Below are 17793 nucleotides of genomic sequence, written 5' to 3' on the forward strand. Positions count from 1 at the left end.
CCCGTCGGTCCAGCGGACCGGGCTTCCCCGCCGTCGCCTCACAGCCCCGGTATCTCAAGGTCGATGTCCGCGCGCACGGCGCGGCCGGTCAGCCCCGCGCCCGCCAGCCTGCTCCTAGTGTCGGAGAGGTTCTTCTCCACCAGCACGGCGTTCGGGTGGCCGGGCACGCCCGCGTCGCGGAAGCCGTCCAGCGCCGCCTGCTCCAGGCCCGCCGCGCGGGCGTGCTCGCCGCGCAGCACCAGCGTGTTGGCGTAGGCCACGCTCGCGGCGATCAACCAGGGGTGGTGCGGGACCAGCCAGCGGCGCAGCCGCCCGAGGGCCTTGGCCCCGATCTCGGCCGCCCCCACCAGGTCGCCGGAGTTGCGCAGGTACGCCGCCAGGCCCACCTCGCACACCCCCGCGTACGGGTGGTCGGGGCCGAGCGTGTCGCGCAGCCCGGCCAGGCACGCCTCGGACTCGTAGGCCGCCGCCTGGTGCTTGCCCAGGGCGTCCAGGTCCGCCGCGAGGCTGGCCCGGCAGATGAGGGTGACCAGGTCGCGGTCGCCCTGGTGGGCGCGAAGGTCGGCCAGGATGCGCTCGTCGCGCTCGCGGGCGTTCTCCGGCCTGCCGAGCCTGCGCTCGGTGATGGCGAGGCCGCTCTCGGCGCGCAGCACCTCCAGGCTGGGGCCGCGGCGCCCGGCGCGGCCGAGCGTGCCCCGGTGCGGCAGCACGCGTTTGAGCAGGGTGAACGAGTCGTCCAGCCGGCCGAGGTCGCGATGGTAGCGCGCCATCGTGATCGCGGTGCGCACGGCCGCGGGGTCGCCCTCGCCGGCCATGCGCACGCGCAGGTCGTAGCGCTCTTCCGCCAGCTCCAGCGCGCGCCGCGCGTCGCCGACCAGGGCCTCGGAGATCGCCAGGTTGTGCATGGCGTTGCCGGTCAGCGGGTGGTGGGCGCCGAGCAGCTCGCGCAGTCCGCGAAGGACGTCGCGCTCCATGTCGCGGGCCTCCTCGAACTCGCCCATGGCGCGCAGCGCCGTCGCGTGGGCGCCCGCGGTGAGCAGCGTGCGCGGGTGGTTGACGCCGAGCACCACCCGCTGGGCCCGCAGCGCCTGGAAGCTGTACCGCAGGTGGTCGTGGTGGTCGCCGCGGCTCCGCGAGACCTCGGCCAGCAGGTCGAGCAGCCGCAGCCGGGGCAGGGACTCGTCGTCCCAGGCGGCGAGCACCCGCAGGCCGATCTCTTTCACCCGGTCGACGGCGAGCTTGTCGTCGGCGCGCAGGACGAACGAGAGCTGGCGCAGGACCCACCGCCGCACCTCGGGCCGCGTGTCGTCCCACGCCTGGACGGCCTCGAAGTGGCGGTCCAGCTCGGCGTGGAGCGCCGGGCCCGACTCGTCCGCGGGATCGGACGGGGAGAGGGCGGCCAGGGCGCCGCGCAGGTCGCGCAGCAGGCCGCGCACCCCGTCCTCGCCCATCCTCTCGCGGACGAGGGCGCGCACCAGGCCGTGCGCGCGGACCGGCTGGTCCGGCCGGCCGAGATCGACCTGGACCAGGCCGTACCGGCCGAGGCTGCGCAGCATGACGTCGACCATGAGGGGATCGTTCAGCTTGTCGGCGTCGGTGAGCAGCCCGAGCATCGGGGCCGAGCGGAGCACCCGCAGGGCGACGCCGCGCGGCGACAGGCAGGCGCACACCCCGAGCAGGCGCAGGGCGGCGTCGCCGCCGAGGTTGTCCCGGCGCAGCGCCCGCCCGCCGATGTCGCCGGGCAGGGTCTCCAGGGCGAGGTCCAGCATGACGCGGGAGGCGGGGGTGGTCTGGCCTCGGCCCTGGCACTCCCCGAGGACGCGGTCGTACTCGTCGGCGAAGCGCGCGACGGCGTGGCTGAGCGCGTCGCGGAAGCGGACGCTGTCCTCGCGCACGCGCGAGCGCATGGTGGAGATCCAGGCGCCCGCCACGTCCAGGACCAGGGGGACGCCGCCGACGCGCTCCACGACGGGCTCGGCCTGCTCCTCCGCGAGGTCGGGCACGTGGCGGGCGAGGAGCGCCAGGGCCTCGGCGCCGGCGAGCGGCCCGATCGCCAGCCCCGGCCTGCGGGAGTCGAGCGGGGCGGCGCGCGTGGTCACGACGACGTCGCAGCGGTCACGGGTGAGGGGGATGTGGGGCGCGAGATCGTCCTCGCCGACGACGCCGTCGTAGAGGAGCAGCCAGCTTCCCGACTCCTCGGAGCCGAGGTGGCGCAGCACGGCCTCGGCCGCGTCGGCGCCGGTGGGGATGCCGAGGGCGACGGCGAGGTCGGCCAGGCCCTGGCGGACGTCGGCGGCGCTCTCGCCCGGGATCCACCACACCAGGTCGTAGGCCCCGGCGAAGCGGTGGCCGTACTCCAGGGCGACCTCGGACTTGCCGATGCCCGGGGGGCCGTGCAGCGTGCACACGCGCTGGTCCTCGCGCGCCGCGGCGAGGGCGTCGCGCAGCGCGTCGATCTCGCGGTCGCGGCCGACGAAGCGCGGGTCGCGCGGCGGGAGGCCGACGGTCGCCGGCGTGCCGGGGAACCGGGCGCCGCCGGGGGTGTCGGCGCGCGGGCCTGTGACGCGCAGCTCGCGCCGCAGCGTGCGCAGGGCCTCGGCCTCGCCGCGCGCGGGCAGTTCGAGCCGCGGCAGGTGGGTGAGGCCCTCGGGGACGCGCCGGCCGTCGACGAGCACCAGGCGGATGCCGGACTCCGGGACGCGGCGCAGCCACGCGACCTGCTCGGGCGGCAGGCCGCCGGGGGAGACCACGAGGATCAGGGCGTCGCCGCCGAGGGCCTGCCCGTCGATCGCGCCGGAGGCCAGGACCCGGACGCGGACCCCGAGGCGTTCGAGCTGGGCGTGCGCCCATTCGGCCCAGGCCCGGTCGCGGGGCGAGTACACCAGCGTCACCCGCCGCAGCGCGCCCGCCCGGCCGCCGGTCAGCTCCGCGGCCAGCCGTTCGTAGGCGACGCGCAGCCCGTCGGCCTTGCCGGGCGGCTCGTTGAGCGTCGCGAGCGTGTCGGAGAAGGAGTACACCGGCGCGTAGGGAATCTCGACGTAGGCCGGCTCGCGGCCCGCGCCGAGCTCGGCGAAGCGGCGCGCGACCACGTTCCTGGCCTGTTCCAGGGGGGCGGCGACGCTGGTCTCGGCCTTGATGCCGAGCGCCAGCACCGCGACGGGGCGCCCCGCGACGAGCTGCACGCGGCGGGCGACGTCGGCGCAGCTCTCGATGCTGCGGATGTTCAGCGGGAAGCAGGCGACGACGACGTCGGCGAGCCCGGAGAACGTCTCGGGGGCCGGGCCGTACCCCTCGCTGGGGGCGTCGATGAGCACATAGTCGAACGCGGCGGCGGCCTCGCGGATCGTCCGGGCCTGGTCCTCCCCCCCGGCGGAGAGGTCGAGCTGGAGCAGGCCCATGCGGCCGGAGAGGCTCACCCCGTCGTCGTCGATGGAGACGGCCCACGGGGCGCCCGGCGGATCGGCGGCGGGCGGGGTGAGGTAGGGGCGCAGATAGTGGTCGGCGCGGATGCGCGAGCCGTGGGCGTCGGCGACGAGGACGTTCAGGCCGTTTCCCGCGAGGATCAGCGCCACGTTGACGATCGCCGTGGTGCGGCCGATATTGTCGCTGGTCGAGCAGAACAGGATGACGCGGCCGGCGCCGGGGGTGTCGGCGACCTCGTTCATGACCCACCACTTCCGCCCGCCGTTCCCTGGGAATGCGGAAACGGCCGCAGCTTTGTCGAGCGCCAGATGGGGGATTAAGTATAGGCACCGGGCGCATGCGACGGGCGCCGTGGGATGCCGCGTTCCGCTTCACTGCGCGGGGGGCGGATCGGCCTCTCGTTCGTAATCGGCGGGATGGGTTCTCTCGTAATCAGTGGAAAACGCGGCCACCCCTCGAATCGCCTCGGCGCGGATCCTTCGCAAGGCAAATATCAGGGCAGATTCGGACATTTCTGCCACAATGTCGAGGGGGACACCGGAAAGGTCGACCAGGTCGGAGTCCAGGCCGCCATCGAAGGCGTCCCCGTCGCCGTCGCTTTCCCGCCTCATTCGAGGCGCCCCTGCGGGTATGAGCCGGACATGCGGGACTCCTGCCGCTGGTCGGGATCACTGCCAGGTGGATTCATAAGGGGGACCACCGCGGTTCTCGTACGGCCCGACGGGCTTCACCATCATAGCCGGGTAATCTTCCCACGGCCCCGGCCGCCGACGCGGCCCGATCATCGGACTTGACGGCGGATCGGCACCGTGAACTACTCTGAAGTGCCGGAGCTGATATCCATGGGGCATATGTGACTGTCAAGCCAGGTGCGGAAGGAAGGGCCGGCGACTCGGGCGACGCGATAAAGCCAGACCATATCAGGGCTTCCGAATGGCCCTATACCTTGGACGTCGGCGCGCGGATCGCGAAAGGGTGGACACCCCGGCCGTTCACGAGTTTCATCCTCAAGCTGCACAGCCGGTGCGATCTCGCCTGCGGTTACTGCTACATGTACCAGGCCGCCGACCAGAGCTGGCGCCACCGGCCCCGCGCGATGCCGAGGTCCACCGTCGCCCACACCGCCGCCCGGATCGCCGAGCACGCCGAGGCGCACGATCTGGCCGAGGTCGGCATCGTCCTGCACGGCGGCGAGCCCCTGCTCGCCGGGCCGGACCTCATCGCCAACACCGTCCGCGCCCTCCGCCGGGCCCTCGGCCCGCGCAGGCGGGCCCGGTTCGCCGTCCAGACCAACGGCATGCTGCTCGACGAGCGCTACCTGCGCCTGTTCGCCGAGCTCGGCGTCACCGTCGGCGTCAGCCTCGACGGCGACGCGGAGGCCCACGACCGCCACCGCCGCCGCGCCGACGGGCGAGGCAGCCACGCCCGGGTCGCGGCGGCGCTCGAACTCCTCCGCCAGGGCCCCTACCGGCACCTGTACGGCGGCCTGCTGTGCACCGTGGACCCGCGCAACGACCCGATCCGCGTCTACGAGGGGTTGCTGCGCTTCGACCCGCCCGCGATCGACTTCCTGCTCCCCCACGGCAACTGGACCTCCCCGCCGCCCGGCCGCTCCCCCGGCGACGCGCGCACGCCGTACGCCGACTGGCTGATCGCCGTCTTCGACCGCTGGTACGCCGCCGAGACCCGGCCCACCGGCGTCCGCCGCTTCGAAGAGATCATGCACCTCCTGCTCGGCGGCGCCGCGCCGGCGGAGAGCCTCGGCCTGGAGCCGATGAGCTGCGTGATCGTCGAGACCGACGGCGCCATCGAGCAGTCCGACGTCCTGAAGACCGCCTACCCGGGCGCCCCGGGCACCGGGCTGAACGTGGCGAGCGCGTCCTTCGACGACGCCCTGCTGCTCGCGCCCATCGTCGCCCGCCAGATCGGCCCGGACGCGCTCGCGCCCGCCTGCCGGTCGTGCGAGCTGCTCCGCGTGTGCGGCGGCGGCCACTACGCCGACCGCTACCGCGCCGGGTCGGGGTTCGCCAACCCCAGCGTCTACTGCCCCGACTTGTACAAGCTGATCACCCACATCCGCCGGCGGCTCGCCGCCGACGTGGCCCGGCTGCGCCGCTCGCTGCGCCCCGTGGCCTCGTGAGCCCGCGTCGGCATTCGCTGCCGGCCGGCCTGTTCGACAGTCTCGCCGCCGGCGGCGGCGGCGCCGCGGCGGTGCGCGCGCTTGCGGCGGCCGAGCACAGCAAGCGGCTGGTCCTGCTGCGCGCCGTCGTCGACACGGCCGCGGCGGCCGGTCATCCCGGGGCGCGCCGGGCCGCCGACGCCTACGCGCTGCTGGCCCGGCTCCAGCGCGCGGTCCCCGCCGCCGTCCGCGACGCGGTGACCTACCCGGCCGTCGGGTTCTGGGCCCTGCGCGTGCTGCGCGGGCTCATGCTCGGCGACCCCCGGGCCGATCCGGCCCAGCTCGCCGCGGTGGCCGCCGTCGCCGCCGTGCGGGGCCGGGTGCCGCTGCGGGTGGGCGTGCCCGTGACGCGGGGCCGGGTCACGCTGCCGTCGCTGGGCGCCGCCCTGCTGCCCGGCACGCCGGAGGCGTGGGCGGCCGTGCGGCCCGACGGGCGGGGCGGCGCCGTGGTCACCGTGGCCGGGCGCGCGGTCACCGTGCCGCGCGACCCGCACACCGAGGCCGGCGCCTGGCTCGGCCTGCGCCGCCTGAGCGCCGGAACCGCCGACGCCGCGGTCACGTTCCTCGTGGACGACACCGACCCGCTGCGCTTCCCGCCGCACCCGCGGGTGGGCCCGCGTCTGTCCCCCGGCGAGGCCGCCGCGTGGCAGACGATGATCGGCCGGGGCTGGGACCTGCTCGGGCGGGCACATCGCGGGGTGGCCGGCGAGGTGGCGGCGGGGCTGTGGGTGCTCGTCCCGCTCCAGGCCCCGCCGGACGGCACCGCGAGCGCGACGTCGGCGGAGGCGTTCGGCTGCGTCGCCATGTCCCGCCCGTCCCGCCCGCTGGACGTGGCCCGGGCCCTGGCGCACGAGGTGCAGCACGCCAAGCTCGCCGCGCTCGGCACGATGTTCCCGCTGATCGCCGAACCCGGCGGCGAGAGGTTCTACGCCCCCTGGCGGGAGGACCCCCGGCCCGCCGAGGGCCTGCTGCAGGGGGCCTACGCCCACCTCGGCATCGCGCGGTTCCTGCGCAGGCAGTGGGAGGGCGAGAGCGACCCGGCGGCCCGCCTGGACGCGCAGACCGAGTTCGCCCGCTGGCGGGAGGCGACCTGGGACGTCGCGCACGTGCTGCTCGGCGGCGGCCTGCTCACCGGGCTCGGCGAGCGGTTCGTCACCGGCATGGTGAGAACGCTCGCCGAGCTGCGGGCCGAGGACGTGCCCCGCGAGGCGGTCGGCCGGGCCGGGCGCCTCGCCGAGGAGCACCTGACCCGGTGGCTGACCCGCGCCGGGACGGGCGTCAGTCGTTGAGGTGCTGGCGCAGGTAGGACTCGACCTGGTCGAGCGCGATGCGCTTCTGCGCCATGGAGTCGCGCTCGCGGATCGTCACGGCGTTGTCCTCCAGGGTGTCGAAGTCGACCGTGACGCAGAACGGCGTGCCGATCTCGTCCTGGCGGCGGTAGCGGCGGCCGATCGCCCCGGCGTCGTCGAACTCGACGTTCCAGCGGCGGCGCAGCAGGGTGGCCAGGTCGCGCGCCTTGGGCGACAGGTCGGAGTTGCGCGACAGCGGCAGGACGGCCGCCTTGACCGGCGCGAGGCGGTGGTCGAGGCGCATGACCGTGCGCTGCTCCATGACGCCCTTGGCGTTCGGGGCCTCGTCCACCGTGTAGGCGTCGATCAGGAAGGTGAGCGTGCAGCGGTCGACGCCGGCGGCCGGCTCGATGACGTACGGCACGTAGCGCTCGCCGGAGTCCTGCTCGAAGAACGACAGGTCGGTGCCGGAGGCGGCGGCGTGGGTGCTGAGGTCGAAGTCGGTGCGGTTGGCGACGCCCTCCAGCTCACCCCACTCCGAGCCGGTGAAGTTGAAGCGGTACTCGATGTCGACGGTGCGCTTGGAGTAGTGGGACAGCTTGTCCTTCGGGTGCTCGTACAGCCTCAGGTTCTCGGGGGTGATGCCGAGGTCGGTGTACCAGCGGAAGCGCTCGTCGATCCAGTACTGGTGCCACTCCTCGTCGCTGCCGGGCTTGACGAAGAACTCCATCTCCATCTGCTCGAACTCGCGGGTGCGGAAGATGAAGTTGCCCGGGGTGATCTCGTTGCGGAACGACTTGCCGATCTGGCCGATGCCGAACGGGATCTTCTTGCGCGAGGACTGCTGGACGTTGAGGTAGTTGATGAAGATGCCCTGCGCGGTCTCGGGGCGCAGGTAGGCCAGGCCGGACTCGTCCTCGACCGCGCCGAGGTAGGTCTTCAGCAGGCCGTTGAACATGCGGGGGGCGGTGAAGGCGCCCTTGGTGCCGCAGTTGGGGCAGACCAGGTCGGCCAGGCCGTTCTCGGGGGCCCGGCCGCCGTGCTTCTCGGCGTAGGCCTCTTCGAGGTGGTCGGCGCGGAAGCGCTTGTGGCAGGACTGGCACTCGGTCAGCGGGTCGACGAACTCCTTGACGTGGCCGCTGGCCTCCCAGACCTCGCGGGCCAGGATGACCGAGGAGTCCAGGCCGACGATGTCGTCGCGGCCCTGCACCATGGACTTCCACCACTCGCGCTTGACGTTGTTCTTGAGCTCGACGCCGAGCGGGCCGTAGTCCCAGGACGCGCGCAGACCTCCGTAGATCTCGCTCGACGGGTACACGAGCCCACGCCGTTTGGCGAGGCTGACGATCGTGTCCATGATGTCGGTGCGGCGGGCCATCGAGAATCTCCATCCGGCTGGCGGTCGGGGTTGGGTCGTGCGATCACAGGGCGCGTCACCTGCTCGATCACACCAAGCTTAGGGGAACGCGCGACGCGACCCGCCCACAATCGCCGGTCAGGCGATCTCCTCCATGATCTCGAAGGCGCTGGGCTCGTTGACGACCATGTCCATGGTCGGATACATGTCCATGCGCGCCGCCGACAGGGCGCGCCGGTAGAAGCCGGCGCCGTCCCATTCGCTGACCAGCGCCCACAGGTTCGGCTCGTCCACGGATCTGCCGATCCTCCCGGAGCGGAACCCGGCCTGGGCGGCCAGCACGGCGAGGACGGATCGGGCGGACCGCGTGAACTCTTCGGCGCGCGCCTCGGGAACGGAGTACCGGATGACCGCGAACATGCCGTTCAGCATGCCAGCACCCGCGGGGTGCCGCCGCGCGGGTCCGCGCCGATAGGCTCGAACCGTGGCCGACAAGCACGACTCCGCCTCCTCGTCCTCGCCGAAGTCCGGGCCGAACTCCGCGCAGAGGTCCGCCCGGGAGCGTTCGGTCCCGGCGCATCCTCTGGCGCGCCGGCCGGCCGGCGGGAACGCACGTCCCGCGGGCCGCCCGCTGCCGCGCGGCGAGCACTTCATGACGCCCGGCGCCACGGGCCTGCGCCGCGCTGTCGAGCGCAAGAGCGCGGCCCCGCTGGTCTACCTGTACGGCCTGCCGCGCTGGATCATCCCCGTGGTGCTGGTGGTGCTGCTGCTGGTGGCGCTCGCCGTGCCCGACTGGCGGGGCGGGCTGGCCGCGCTGCCGGTGCTGGCCTTCGTGGCCTGGCTGGCCTACATGTCGTGGCCGTCGCTGGGCGCGGGAGCGAGGATCCTCCGGGTGGCGCTCGGGGTCTTCCTCGTCCTGCTGGCCGCGGAGCGCTTCGGCCTGATCTTCTGAGCCCGTCCGGGCCGCGCCCCGCGCGGCCTCCGGGTATTCCGGTCGTCGGCGGGTGATTTTGACAACCGTTTTCATTCTGCAGCATACTCGACTTCGTGCCGCCCTTTTCGCCCAAAACCCGCCGAGCCGGACGGCTGTCGTGGCCGCGACGGCGCGCCGCCGCCGTGCTCGGCGCCGCCGCGCTGCTCGCCACCCCCGCCTGCTCGGAAGGCGTGACGGCCTCCGCGGACCAGGCCGAGGGCAGGCCGACGGTGCTCGCCGCCTTCTACCCGCTGGAGTGGATCTCCGTGAAGGCCGGCGGCCAGGACGCCGCGGTGACCGGCCTCACCCAGCCCGGCGTCGAGCCGCACGACCTTGAGCTGACCCCGCGCCAGATCGCCGACATCGAGCGGGCCGACCTGATCGTCTACATCAAGGGCGTGCAGCCGGCCGTCGACGAGGCCGTCATGGAGCACGCCGCCGGCAAGGCGTTCGACGCCGCCTCGGTGGTCGCCACGGTGCCGTCCACCGCCGAGCAGCGCTCCACCGGCGACGGCGTCTCCTACGACCCCCACCTGTGGCTGGACCCGTCCCGGCTCGCCACCGTCGTGGCCAAGCTCGGCGAGCGGCTCGCCGCGATCGACCGCGCCCACGCCGCCGGGTACGCCTCGCGGGCCGGCACGGCGGCCGGCGAGCTGAACGCGCTGGACGCCGAGTTCCGCCGCACCCTGGCCGGGTGCGCCACCCGCACCCTCGTCACCAGCCACACGGCGTTCGGCTATCTGGCGGAACGTTACAACCTGCGGCAGGTCGGCATCAGCGGCCTCGACCCCGAGGCCGAGCCCGACCCGGCCCGCCTCGCGCGGGTGGCCGCCACCGCCCGCGAGGAGGGCGTGACCACGATCTTCACCGAGGAACTCGTCAGCCCCAAGGTCGCCGAGGTCCTCGCCGGAGAGGTCGGCGCCAAGACGGCCGTGCTCAACCCGATCGAGAGCCGTCCCGCCCAGGGCGACTACCTGTCCGCCGCGCGCGCCAACCTCTCCGCGCTCCGCACCGCACTGGGATGCCCATGATGACCGGATCCGCACAGGCGACCGGCGTCGCCCCGCCGCCGGTGACGGCGGACACCACGCCGGCGTTCGCCATGACCGAGGGCCGCGTCGCGCTGGACGGCCGCCCGGTGCTGCGGGGCATCGACCTGCGCGTCACCCCCGGCGAGGTGGTGGCCGTGCTCGGGGCCAACGGCTCGGGCAAGTCCACGCTGATCCGCGCCCTGCTCGGCCTGACACCGCTGTCGGGCGGCTCCACCGAGCTGTACGGCGTCCCGCCGGCCCGGTTCCGGCAGTGGTGGCGCGTCGGCTACGTCCCCCAGCGCCTGTCGGTGGGCGGCGGCGTGCCCGCGACCGTGCGCGAGGTCGTGACCTCCGGCCGCGTCGCCCGTCAGCGGCGCCTGCGCCGCGCGAACGCCGAGGACCGCGCCGCCGTGGCCCGCGCGCTGGACGCGGTGGGCCTGACCGCCCGCGCGGGCGACCCGGTGGGGTGGCTGTCCGGCGGTCAGCAGCAGCGGGTGCTGATCGCCCGCGCGCTCGCCGGCGACCCGGACACCTACGTCATGGACGAGCCGACGGCGGGCGTGGACGCCGAGAACCAGCGGCACCTGGCCGCCACGCTGGCCGTGCTGGTGGAGCGGGGCAAGACCGTCCTGCTGGTCGCGCACGAGCTGGGCCCGATGGCGCCGCTGATCACCCGGTCGGTGGTCCTGCGCGACGGCCTCGTCGTCCACGACGGCGCTCCCCCGCGCGGCGAACCCGCCCACCCCGCCCATCACGCCGCCGACCTGCCGGGGCCGGGGGCCGCGCGATGATCGAGATGCTGCGGTACGACTTCATGTGGCGGGCGCTGGCCGCGGCGCTCCTGGTCGGCCTGTCGGCCCCGGCGGTCGGCACCTTCATCGTCCAGCGCCGCCTCGCCCTGCTCGGCGACGGCATCGGCCACGTCGCGCTCACCGGCGTGGCGCTCGGCTTCCTGACCGGCACCGCCCCCGTGCTCACCGCCGTCGTGGTGGCCGTGCTGGGGGCGGTCGCGATCGAGCTGGTGCGGGCGCGCGGCCGCACCACCGGCGACGTGGCGCTGGCGCTGCTCTTCTACGGCGGCATCGCGGGCGGCGTGCTGCTCATCGGGCTCGCGCCCGGCGGCAGCAACGCGACGCTGACCTCCTACCTGTTCGGCTCGATCAGCAGCGTGAGCGGGCAGGACGTGTGGGTGATCGCGGTGCTGGCCGCCTTCGTGCTCGGCGTGGTCGCGGTCTTCGGCCGCGAGCTGTTCGTGCTGTGCCAGGACGAGGACGTCGCCCGGGTGAACGGGCTTCCGGTGCGCTTCCTCAGCCTGCTCGTCGCGGTCACCGCCGCGCTCACCGTCGTGATCGCGATGCGCGTGGTGGGCCTGCTGCTGGTGAGCGCGCTCATGGTGGTGCCGGTGGCGACCAGCCAGCAGATCACCCGGGGCTTCGTGACCACCATGCTGCTGGCCATGGGCCTCGGCGTGGCCGCGACGGTGGGCGGGCTCACCTCCGCCTTCTACGCGGGGGTCGCGCCGGGCGCGGCGATCGTTCTGCTCGCCTTGTGTGGGTTCGTCATAGCCCTGGGCGTGGGTAGATTCGTACGGCGGGGCCGCGCTCAGCAGGCCGGCCCCTAACCGCGCGCTCGCGCCGTACACAGGAGTGCAGCCCATGACGAGCCGCCGTGACGCCGTACGGGACATTCTCCAGCGAAGCGAGGGGTTCCGCAGCGCTCAGGACATCTACGCAGAGATGCGGGCCGGTGGGGCGAAGATCGGCCTCACCACCGTGTACCGCGCGCTCCAGTCCCTGGCCGACTCCAACCAGGTCGACGTCCTGCGCACGGACGACGGCGAGTCGGTCTACCGCGCCTGCGCCACCGGCACCCACCACCATCACCTGGTGTGCCGGCGCTGCGGCCACACGGTCGAGGTGGCGGGCCCGGCCGTCGAGCGGTGGGCGGAGGCGGTGGGCGCCGAGCACGGCTTCACGGCGGTCACGCACACCGTCGAGGTTTTCGGCACCTGCGGCTCCTGCGCGCGGGTCGCCTCGGCGGGCTGACACGACGCCGGCACGACGGGACGCGCCCGCGCGAAGTCGGGATACGCTTCCGGGAAGGGGTAACCGGAGGGCCGCGCCGCCCTGTGGACCCGCCCTGCGCGCGGCCCGCCCGCGCTCCGCCCGAGGGGGAGCCCATGCCGTTGAGTCATGACATGGTGTGCTCGCTCGCCGCGGCCGCCGATCTCGTCAACTCCGCGCCCGAGACCGGCGGTCCTGACTGGCTCACCGACCTCGCCGGTCTCCACGCCTACCTCGAACGCCACGAGGTGAGCGGCGTCGGCTCCGTGACGGAGGCCGACCTGGCGGAGGTGCGCGCCCTGCGCGCGACCTTCCAGGAGGTGTTCGCCGCGCCCGACGCGGGCGCGGCGGTGGCCCTGCTGAACGTCCTGCTGGAGCGCACCCGCATCGCGGCCCGCCTGACCGAGCACGACGGCTGGCCGCTGCACGTCCACTACTTCGCGCCGGGGGCGTCGGTCGCCGAGCACCTCGCGGCCGACTACGGGGTGGCGCTGGCCCACCTGCTGGTCGAGAACGAGTGGGAGCGGCTGCGCACCTGCGCCGCCCCCGACTGCGACAAGGTCTTCGTGGACGAGTCCCGCAACCGCTCCCGCGTCTACTGCGACAGCCGCACCTGCGGCAACCGCATGCACGTCGCCGCCTACCGGGCGCGCAGGAGGGCCTGAGGGCCTCAGTCGAGGTCGGGGTCGGCGTCGGGGCCGGGCACCGGATTGGGCACGGCGCCGCCGTACCTTCTGTCGCGTTTGGCGTAGACCTCGCAGGCGTGCCACAGGTCGCGGCGGTCGAAGTCGGGCCAGAGCTGGTTGAGGAAGACCATCTCGGCGTAGGCGGACTGCCAGAGCAGGAAGTTAGACGTGCGCTGCTCGCCGGAGGACCGCAGGAACAGGTCGACGTCCGGCATCTCGGGCTCGTCCAGGTAGCGGGCGAAGGTGCGCTCGGAGACCTTGCCGGGCTTGATCCGGCCCGCGGCGATGTCCTCGGCCAGGCGGAGGGCGGCGTCGACGATCTCGGCCCGGCCGCCGTAGTTGACACAGAACTGCAGGTTCAGCGTGGTGTTGCCGCGCGTCATCTGCTCCGCCTCCTGGAGCTCCTTGATGACGCTCTTCCAGAGCCTGCCCGGCCGTCCGGCCCAGCGGACGCGCACGCCCATGGCGTTCAGCTCGTCCCTGCGCCTGCGGATCACCTCGCGGTTGAACCCCATGAGGAAGCGCACCTCGTCCGGGGAACGGCGCCAGTTCTCGGTCGAGAAGGCGTAGGCCGACAGGTTGGGGATGCCGAGCTCGATGGCCCCCTCGATCGCGTCGAACAGCGACGCCTCCCCCGCCCGGTGCCCTTCCGTCCTCGGCAGCCCCCTGGCCTTGGCCCACCGCCCGTTGCCGTCCATGACGATGGCGACGTGCCGGGGGATCAGATCCCGCGGGATCGACGGGGGCACGGCCCCCGACGGGTGGGGGTTCGGCGGACGGACGTTCACGATCTGCTTCTCCTGTGGGTGTCGGGAGTGCCGCGACGACCGGGCGGTCTCAGACGCGCTCGACGTGTCGTAGCGAGCGTATTCCGTGTTCGAGGTGCCATTGCAGGTAAGCCGCGACCAGGCCGCTGCACTCGGCGCGGTGGCGCTGCTCGGAGGCGTCGGCGGAGGCCCAGTCGCCACGGGTGAGGGCGATCATGAGGCCGATGGTCTCGGCCGCGGGGACGGCGGCGCCGGGTGGACGGCAGCCGCCGCAGACCACGCCGCCCGCCGCGATGGCGAAGGCCCGGATGGCGGGCGTGGAGCAGCGCGCGCAGGAGTCGAGCGCGGGGGCGTACCCGGCCACGGCCAGCGAGCGCAGGAAGTAGGCGTCGAGGACCAGCCGGGCCTCGTGGTCGCCGTCGGCGAGGGTGCGCAGGCCGCCGACCAGCAGCAGGAACTGCCGCAGCGCCGGTTCCTTCTCGCCCATGACCAGACGGTCGGCGGTCTCCAGCATGGCGGTGCCCGCGGTGTAGCGGGGGTAGTCGGAGACCAGGGCCTCGCCGTACGGCCTGAGCGTCTCGACCTGGGTGACCACGTCGAGCGAGCGCCCGGTGTGGAACTGCACGTCGATGTGCGTGAAGGGTTCGAGCCGCGCGCCGAACCTGGACATGGTGCGCCGGACGCCCTTGGCGACCCCGCGGACCTTGCCCGTGCGTTTGGTCAGGACCGTGACGATGCGGTCGGCCTCGCCCAGCTTCTGGGTGCGCAGCACGATGCCCTCGTCGCGGTAGAGGTTCACCCGCCCAGTCTAGAGACGTGCGGGAGCGCCGCGACGGCCCCGATGCCGTTCCAGGCCCCTGAATCCCGACATATGACGTTCACAAATATGGACAAACAACGTAAAAACGCTCAAAATTGCCAAAAGGTGATCTGACCCCGCCAAGCGACGAATCGATCTCGGGTCAACCCTCGATGGCATCCTCCCGGCGAACAGTCACTAAACTTTTTTCCCTGGCGACGCCCTGAGATGTCCGCCGCCGGTCCCCGCACGCTGCCTGAAAGGGTGACATGACCCGCGTGGTCCTGCTGGGCGCCTCGCCCGGCCCGATCGCTTACGACGAGCCGAACGTCCCGCCCGCCCGCCTGGCGCTGACGTCGCTCCCCGGCTCCCCCACCGTCCTGGCACGGCTGTACGGCCAGCTCACCGCCATGGACCCGGAGCCCGTCGCCATCGTCCGCCCCGCCGACGCCGACGATCACCGCCGGCACGCCGCGCGGGTCGTCGAGTCCGCCGACACCGCCGCCGACCTGCGGGCGCTCGCCGACGCCGCCGAGACCGCGGGCGACAACCTCCTCCTCATCCCCTCCGGGGCCGTCGTCCACGACGAGCTGATCTACCAGATCACCAAGTCGAAGCGCGGCGCGCTGGCCCTGGTCGCCAAGGAGCCCCGCGAGGAGGACGAGAACGGCGAGCCCGTCGGCTACGACGTCCCCATCGAGGACGCCGAGCCGGAGATCGGCGACCGCGTCCTCGAAGGGCTCATGGTCCGCGCCCGCGTGAGCCGCACCCGCGTGGTGTCCGTGGGCTCGGCCTACCACGCGGTCACCCGCCCGAACGCGATCCTGCTCGGCCCGGTGCACGTCCACCAGCGCCACGCCGCCGTCCTGGCCGAGGCCGCGCGCGAGCTGGCCGACATGGCGCACCTGTTCGGGCCCGAGGACGACCTCGTCCAGCTCCTGGTGCTGGGCCTGGTCCGCAAGGGCGTCTCGGTCGGCATCCGCGGCCGCAGGGACCTGTTCTACGCCCGCGTCGGCTCCCAGGCCGAGACCGACGCCGCCGTGGCCGCCATGGCGGGCATCAACGAGGACCGGGCGCGGCTCAACAACGCGGTCAAGGGCGCGGACGGCTTCTTCACCACGTACTTCGTCAGCACCTACTCGCGCTTCATCGCCCGCTGGGCGGCCCGGCGCGGCCTCACCCCGAACCAGGTCACGCTGATCTCGATCGCGCTCGGCGTGCTGTCGGCCGGGGCCTTCGCGACGGGCACCCGCGCCGGCGCGGTGGCCGGCGGGCTGCTGATCTACTTCGCGTTCGTGTTCGACTGCGTGGACGGCCAGCTCGCCCGGTACGCCCGCAAGTTCGGCGTGCTCGGCGCGTGGCTGGACGCCACCTTCGACCGCGCCAAGGAGTACGTCGTGTTCGCGGGCCTCGCCGTCGGCTCGATCGTCGCCGGCCAAGGCGACGTCTGGACGCTGGCGCTGGTCGCCCTGTCGGTGCAGTCCGTGCGCCACCTGCTGGACTTCTCCTTCGGCGTGGCCAACCGCCGCAAGCCGCCGGTCCCCCTGCCCACCCTGGCGCTGAACGTCCCCGACGACCGTCCTCTGCGCGACGCGCTGGAGAAGCGCCGCAACACCCGCACCGGCGGCGTGCGCGGCCTGCTCAAGCTGTGGACGCGCGCCGGGCGGTTCCGCGCCGTCCACTGGGCGCGCAAGATGATCGTCTTCCCGATCGGCGAGCGGTTCGCCGCCATCGCGATCACCGCGGCGATCTTCGAGCCCCGCATCACGTTCCTCACGCTGGTCATCTGGGGCACGATCGCCGCCGCCTACACGCTCACCGGACGTCTCATGAGGTCGCTCGCATGATCACCCATCCGCAGGCCGCCGCCGCCCCCGTCCCCGACCCCGAGGAGGAGCGCCGCCGCGTGCAGACGGCTCGCCTGCTCGCCTACCGGGACGACGGCCCGCTGGTGGCGCTGCTGCGCGGCGCGATGGGGCCGGGCCTGCCCCCGGTCCCCGCCACGCTCGCCGCCCTGGCGGCCGTGGTCGCGATCGGCGCGACCGGCGTCCTCGGGGACGGCACGGGCGCGGTCATGCTGCTGCCGGTGGCGGCGATGCTCGTGCTGGTGATCCCCACCGCGCCGCGCGACCACCTGGGCCGGTTCGACTGGCTGGTCCCGCCGGTGATCCGGGGCACCGAGTTCCTCACGGTCATCCTGCTCGGCCTCGCGGCGGACACGCCCAAGTGGCTGCTGTTCGTGCTGATCTACGTGGTCGGCTACCACACCTACGACACGGTGTACCGCACCCGCCAGGGCATCTGGCCGGCCCCGTGGGTGTTCCAGGCCGGACTCGGCTGGGAGACCCGCCTGCTCCTCCTCGGCGTGGGCGCGGCCCTCGGCGTGCTCACCTGGGTGGTGGCCGCCCTGTGCCTGTACCTCGGCGTGCTGTTCGCCGTCGAGAGCGTCACGAGCTGGGTGCGCCTCGACAAGCAGGCCTCCCCCGCCCAGGCCTCCGACGACCTGGAGGCCTCCCCCGAGGAGGCCATGGAACAGGCCACCGGCGAGGCCGACAAGGCCTGACCGACAAGGCCTGACCGAAGGAGGCGGGAGCGGTCACGCTCCCGCCTCCTTGTCTTCTCCGGTGTGACCCCGGGATGTGTGCGCGAGGCGTACGGGCTGTATACAGGTGCCCGTGGAGCTGGATGCGCTTGATCGTGCGATCGTCGGGGCCCTGGTCGAGGACGCCCGCTCGACGTACGCGGAGATCGGGCAGCGGATCGGCCTGTCGGCCCCCGCGGTCAAGCGCCGGGTGGACCGCCTGCTGAGCACCGGCGCCATCACCGGCTTCACCGCGCGCGTGGATCCGTCCGCGCTCGGCTGGACCACCGAGGCGTACGTCGAGCTGTTCTGCCGCGGCAAGACCTCCCCCGCCGAGATCGGCGCCGCGGTGGCGCGGCACCCCGAGGTGATCTCCGCCTGCACGATCACCGGCGAGGCCGACGCGCTGCTGCACATCCGCGCCACCGACGTCCGGCACGTCGAGCAGGTCATCGAACGCGTGGCGGCCGAGCCGTTCGTCGTGCGCACCAAGAGCGTGATCGTGCTGTCCCGGCTCATCGACACGCCGCACGCCCGCAACGGGATCGCGCCGTAAACCGGATCGCCGTCCCACGCAACAAATCGCCGTTTCGGCCCGTTATAACGCAACCGATCCCCGATGCCGCGCAATCGGCGCGCCTGGCA

The 17793-nt window shown here is 73.6% G+C and carries 17 protein-coding genes; 11 read left to right on the plus strand and 6 right to left on the minus strand.

What is annotated here, in order from left to right; all coding sequences use genetic code 11:
- Nucleotides 1-38: 38 nt before the first annotated feature.
- A complete protein-coding gene (gene fxsT, locus BJ982_RS33545; protein ID WP_184886757.1) occupies nucleotides 39-3665 on the minus strand; it encodes an FxSxx-COOH system tetratricopeptide repeat protein in 3627 nt (1208 codons plus the stop codon).
- A 129-nt stretch (nucleotides 3666-3794) separates the two neighbouring features.
- Nucleotides 3795-4034, minus strand: a complete 240-nt coding sequence (locus BJ982_RS33550; RefSeq protein ID WP_184886759.1) for a hypothetical protein — start codon at nucleotides 4032-4034, stop codon at nucleotides 3795-3797.
- 335 nt (nucleotides 4035-4369) lie between these two features.
- On the opposite strand from BJ982_RS33550, the gene BJ982_RS33555 reads away from it, so the two are divergent.
- Nucleotides 4370-5563: an FxsB family cyclophane-forming radical SAM/SPASM peptide maturase gene (locus tag BJ982_RS33555; RefSeq protein ID WP_203958972.1), complete on the plus strand. Its 1194-nt coding sequence runs from the start codon at nucleotides 4370-4372 to the stop codon at nucleotides 5561-5563.
- Complete coding sequence (locus BJ982_RS40735; protein WP_184886761.1) at nucleotides 5560-6891, plus strand: HEXXH motif domain-containing protein; 1332 nt, start codon at nucleotides 5560-5562, stop codon at nucleotides 6889-6891. The genes BJ982_RS33555 and BJ982_RS40735 overlap by 4 nt, the downstream gene beginning before the upstream one ends.
- Here BJ982_RS40735 and BJ982_RS33565 read toward each other — a convergent pair.
- Complete coding sequence (locus BJ982_RS33565) at nucleotides 6881-8269, minus strand: glycine--tRNA ligase (RefSeq protein ID WP_184886763.1); 1389 nt, start codon at nucleotides 8267-8269, stop codon at nucleotides 6881-6883. The genes BJ982_RS40735 and BJ982_RS33565 overlap by 11 nt on opposite strands.
- Before the next feature lie 117 nt (nucleotides 8270-8386).
- Nucleotides 8387-8668: an antibiotic biosynthesis monooxygenase family protein gene (locus BJ982_RS33570; protein ID WP_184886765.1), complete on the minus strand. Its 282-nt coding sequence runs from the start codon at nucleotides 8666-8668 to the stop codon at nucleotides 8387-8389.
- Between the two features lie 64 nt (nucleotides 8669-8732).
- On the opposite strand from BJ982_RS33570, the gene BJ982_RS33575 reads away from it, so the two are divergent.
- The 6 genes from BJ982_RS33575 to BJ982_RS33600 all read left to right on the plus strand — a co-directional run bounded on the left by BJ982_RS33575 (nucleotide 8733) and on the right by BJ982_RS33600 (nucleotide 12980).
- On the plus strand, nucleotides 8733-9200 hold the full coding sequence (locus BJ982_RS33575; protein WP_239122875.1) for a DUF6703 family protein: 468 nt from the start codon (nucleotides 8733-8735) through the stop codon (nucleotides 9198-9200).
- Between the two features lie 95 nt (nucleotides 9201-9295).
- Nucleotides 9296-10252 (plus strand): metal ABC transporter substrate-binding protein, encoded by a 957-nt coding sequence (locus BJ982_RS33580; protein WP_239122876.1) that lies wholly within the window; start codon nucleotides 9296-9298, stop codon nucleotides 10250-10252.
- A complete protein-coding gene (locus BJ982_RS33585; protein WP_203958991.1) occupies nucleotides 10252-11043 on the plus strand; it encodes a metal ABC transporter ATP-binding protein in 792 nt (263 codons plus the stop codon). Before BJ982_RS33580 ends, BJ982_RS33585 begins: the two co-directional genes overlap by 1 nt.
- Nucleotides 11040-11873, plus strand: coding sequence for a metal ABC transporter permease (locus BJ982_RS33590; protein WP_184886767.1), 834 nt, complete (start codon nucleotides 11040-11042; stop codon nucleotides 11871-11873). The genes BJ982_RS33585 and BJ982_RS33590 overlap by 4 nt, the downstream gene beginning before the upstream one ends.
- A gap of 34 nt (nucleotides 11874-11907) precedes the next feature.
- Complete coding sequence (locus BJ982_RS33595; RefSeq protein ID WP_184886769.1) at nucleotides 11908-12297, plus strand: Fur family transcriptional regulator; 390 nt, start codon at nucleotides 11908-11910, stop codon at nucleotides 12295-12297.
- 134 nt (nucleotides 12298-12431) lie between these two features.
- A complete protein-coding gene (locus tag BJ982_RS33600) occupies nucleotides 12432-12980 on the plus strand; it encodes a CGNR zinc finger domain-containing protein (protein WP_184886771.1) in 549 nt (182 codons plus the stop codon).
- 5 nt (nucleotides 12981-12985) lie between these two features.
- On the opposite strand, the gene BJ982_RS33605 is transcribed toward BJ982_RS33600, so the two are convergent.
- Both BJ982_RS33605 and recO read right to left on the minus strand, forming a co-directional pair.
- Nucleotides 12986-13789 carry an isoprenyl transferase gene (locus BJ982_RS33605; protein ID WP_184886773.1) on the minus strand — a complete coding sequence of 268 codons (804 nt, stop codon included), beginning with the start codon at nucleotides 13787-13789 and terminating at the stop codon, nucleotides 12986-12988.
- A gap of 49 nt (nucleotides 13790-13838) precedes the next feature.
- The gene (recO, locus tag BJ982_RS33610; RefSeq protein WP_184886774.1) at nucleotides 13839-14567 is read right to left on the minus strand and encodes a DNA repair protein RecO; all 729 of its coding nucleotides are present in this window, start codon (nucleotides 14565-14567) and stop codon (nucleotides 13839-13841) included.
- 269 nt (nucleotides 14568-14836) lie between these two features.
- On the opposite strand from recO, the gene BJ982_RS33615 reads away from it, so the two are divergent.
- The 3 genes from BJ982_RS33615 to BJ982_RS33625 all read left to right on the plus strand — a co-directional run bounded on the left by BJ982_RS33615 (nucleotide 14837) and on the right by BJ982_RS33625 (nucleotide 17704).
- Nucleotides 14837-16414, plus strand: a complete 1578-nt coding sequence (locus tag BJ982_RS33615; RefSeq protein WP_184886776.1) for a CDP-alcohol phosphatidyltransferase family protein — start codon at nucleotides 14837-14839, stop codon at nucleotides 16412-16414.
- Entirely contained in the window at nucleotides 16411-17130 is a 720-nt protein-coding gene (locus BJ982_RS33620) for a DUF5941 domain-containing protein (RefSeq protein ID WP_184886778.1), read from the plus strand. Before BJ982_RS33615 ends, BJ982_RS33620 begins: the two co-directional genes overlap by 4 nt.
- A gap of 112 nt (nucleotides 17131-17242) precedes the next feature.
- Nucleotides 17243-17704, plus strand: coding sequence for an Lrp/AsnC family transcriptional regulator (locus BJ982_RS33625; protein ID WP_184613527.1), 462 nt, complete (start codon nucleotides 17243-17245; stop codon nucleotides 17702-17704).
- Nucleotides 17705-17793 lie beyond the last annotated feature (89 nt).

The organism is Sphaerisporangium siamense, assembly GCF_014205275.1.
Classification (GTDB): Bacteria; Actinomycetota; Actinomycetes; order Streptosporangiales; family Streptosporangiaceae; genus Sphaerisporangium; species Sphaerisporangium siamense.

Excerpts from the sequence above, each read along its gene's own strand:
- fxsT (WP_184886757.1), bottom strand. The coding sequence starts at position 3,665 with ATGAACGAGGTCGCCGACACCCCCGGCGCCGGCCGCGTCATCCTGTTC.
- BJ982_RS33550 (WP_184886759.1), bottom strand. The coding sequence starts at position 4,034 with ATGAGGCGGGAAAGCGACGGCGACGGGGACGCCTTCGATGGCGGCCTG.
- BJ982_RS33565 (WP_184886763.1), bottom strand. The coding sequence starts at position 8,269 with ATGGCCCGCCGCACCGACATCATGGACACGATCGTCAGCCTCGCCAAA.
- BJ982_RS33570 (WP_184886765.1), bottom strand. The coding sequence starts at position 8,668 with ATGTTCGCGGTCATCCGGTACTCCGTTCCCGAGGCGCGCGCCGAAGAG.
- BJ982_RS33585 (WP_203958991.1), top strand. The coding sequence starts at position 10,252 with ATGACCGGATCCGCACAGGCGACCGGCGTCGCCCCGCCGCCGGTGACG.
- BJ982_RS33590 (WP_184886767.1), top strand. The coding sequence starts at position 11,040 with ATGATCGAGATGCTGCGGTACGACTTCATGTGGCGGGCGCTGGCCGCG.
- BJ982_RS33595 (WP_184886769.1), top strand. The coding sequence starts at position 11,908 with ATGACGAGCCGCCGTGACGCCGTACGGGACATTCTCCAGCGAAGCGAG.
- BJ982_RS33600 (WP_184886771.1), top strand. The coding sequence starts at position 12,432 with ATGCCGTTGAGTCATGACATGGTGTGCTCGCTCGCCGCGGCCGCCGAT.
- BJ982_RS33615 (WP_184886776.1), top strand. The coding sequence starts at position 14,837 with ATGACCCGCGTGGTCCTGCTGGGCGCCTCGCCCGGCCCGATCGCTTAC.
- BJ982_RS33620 (WP_184886778.1), top strand. The coding sequence starts at position 16,411 with ATGATCACCCATCCGCAGGCCGCCGCCGCCCCCGTCCCCGACCCCGAG.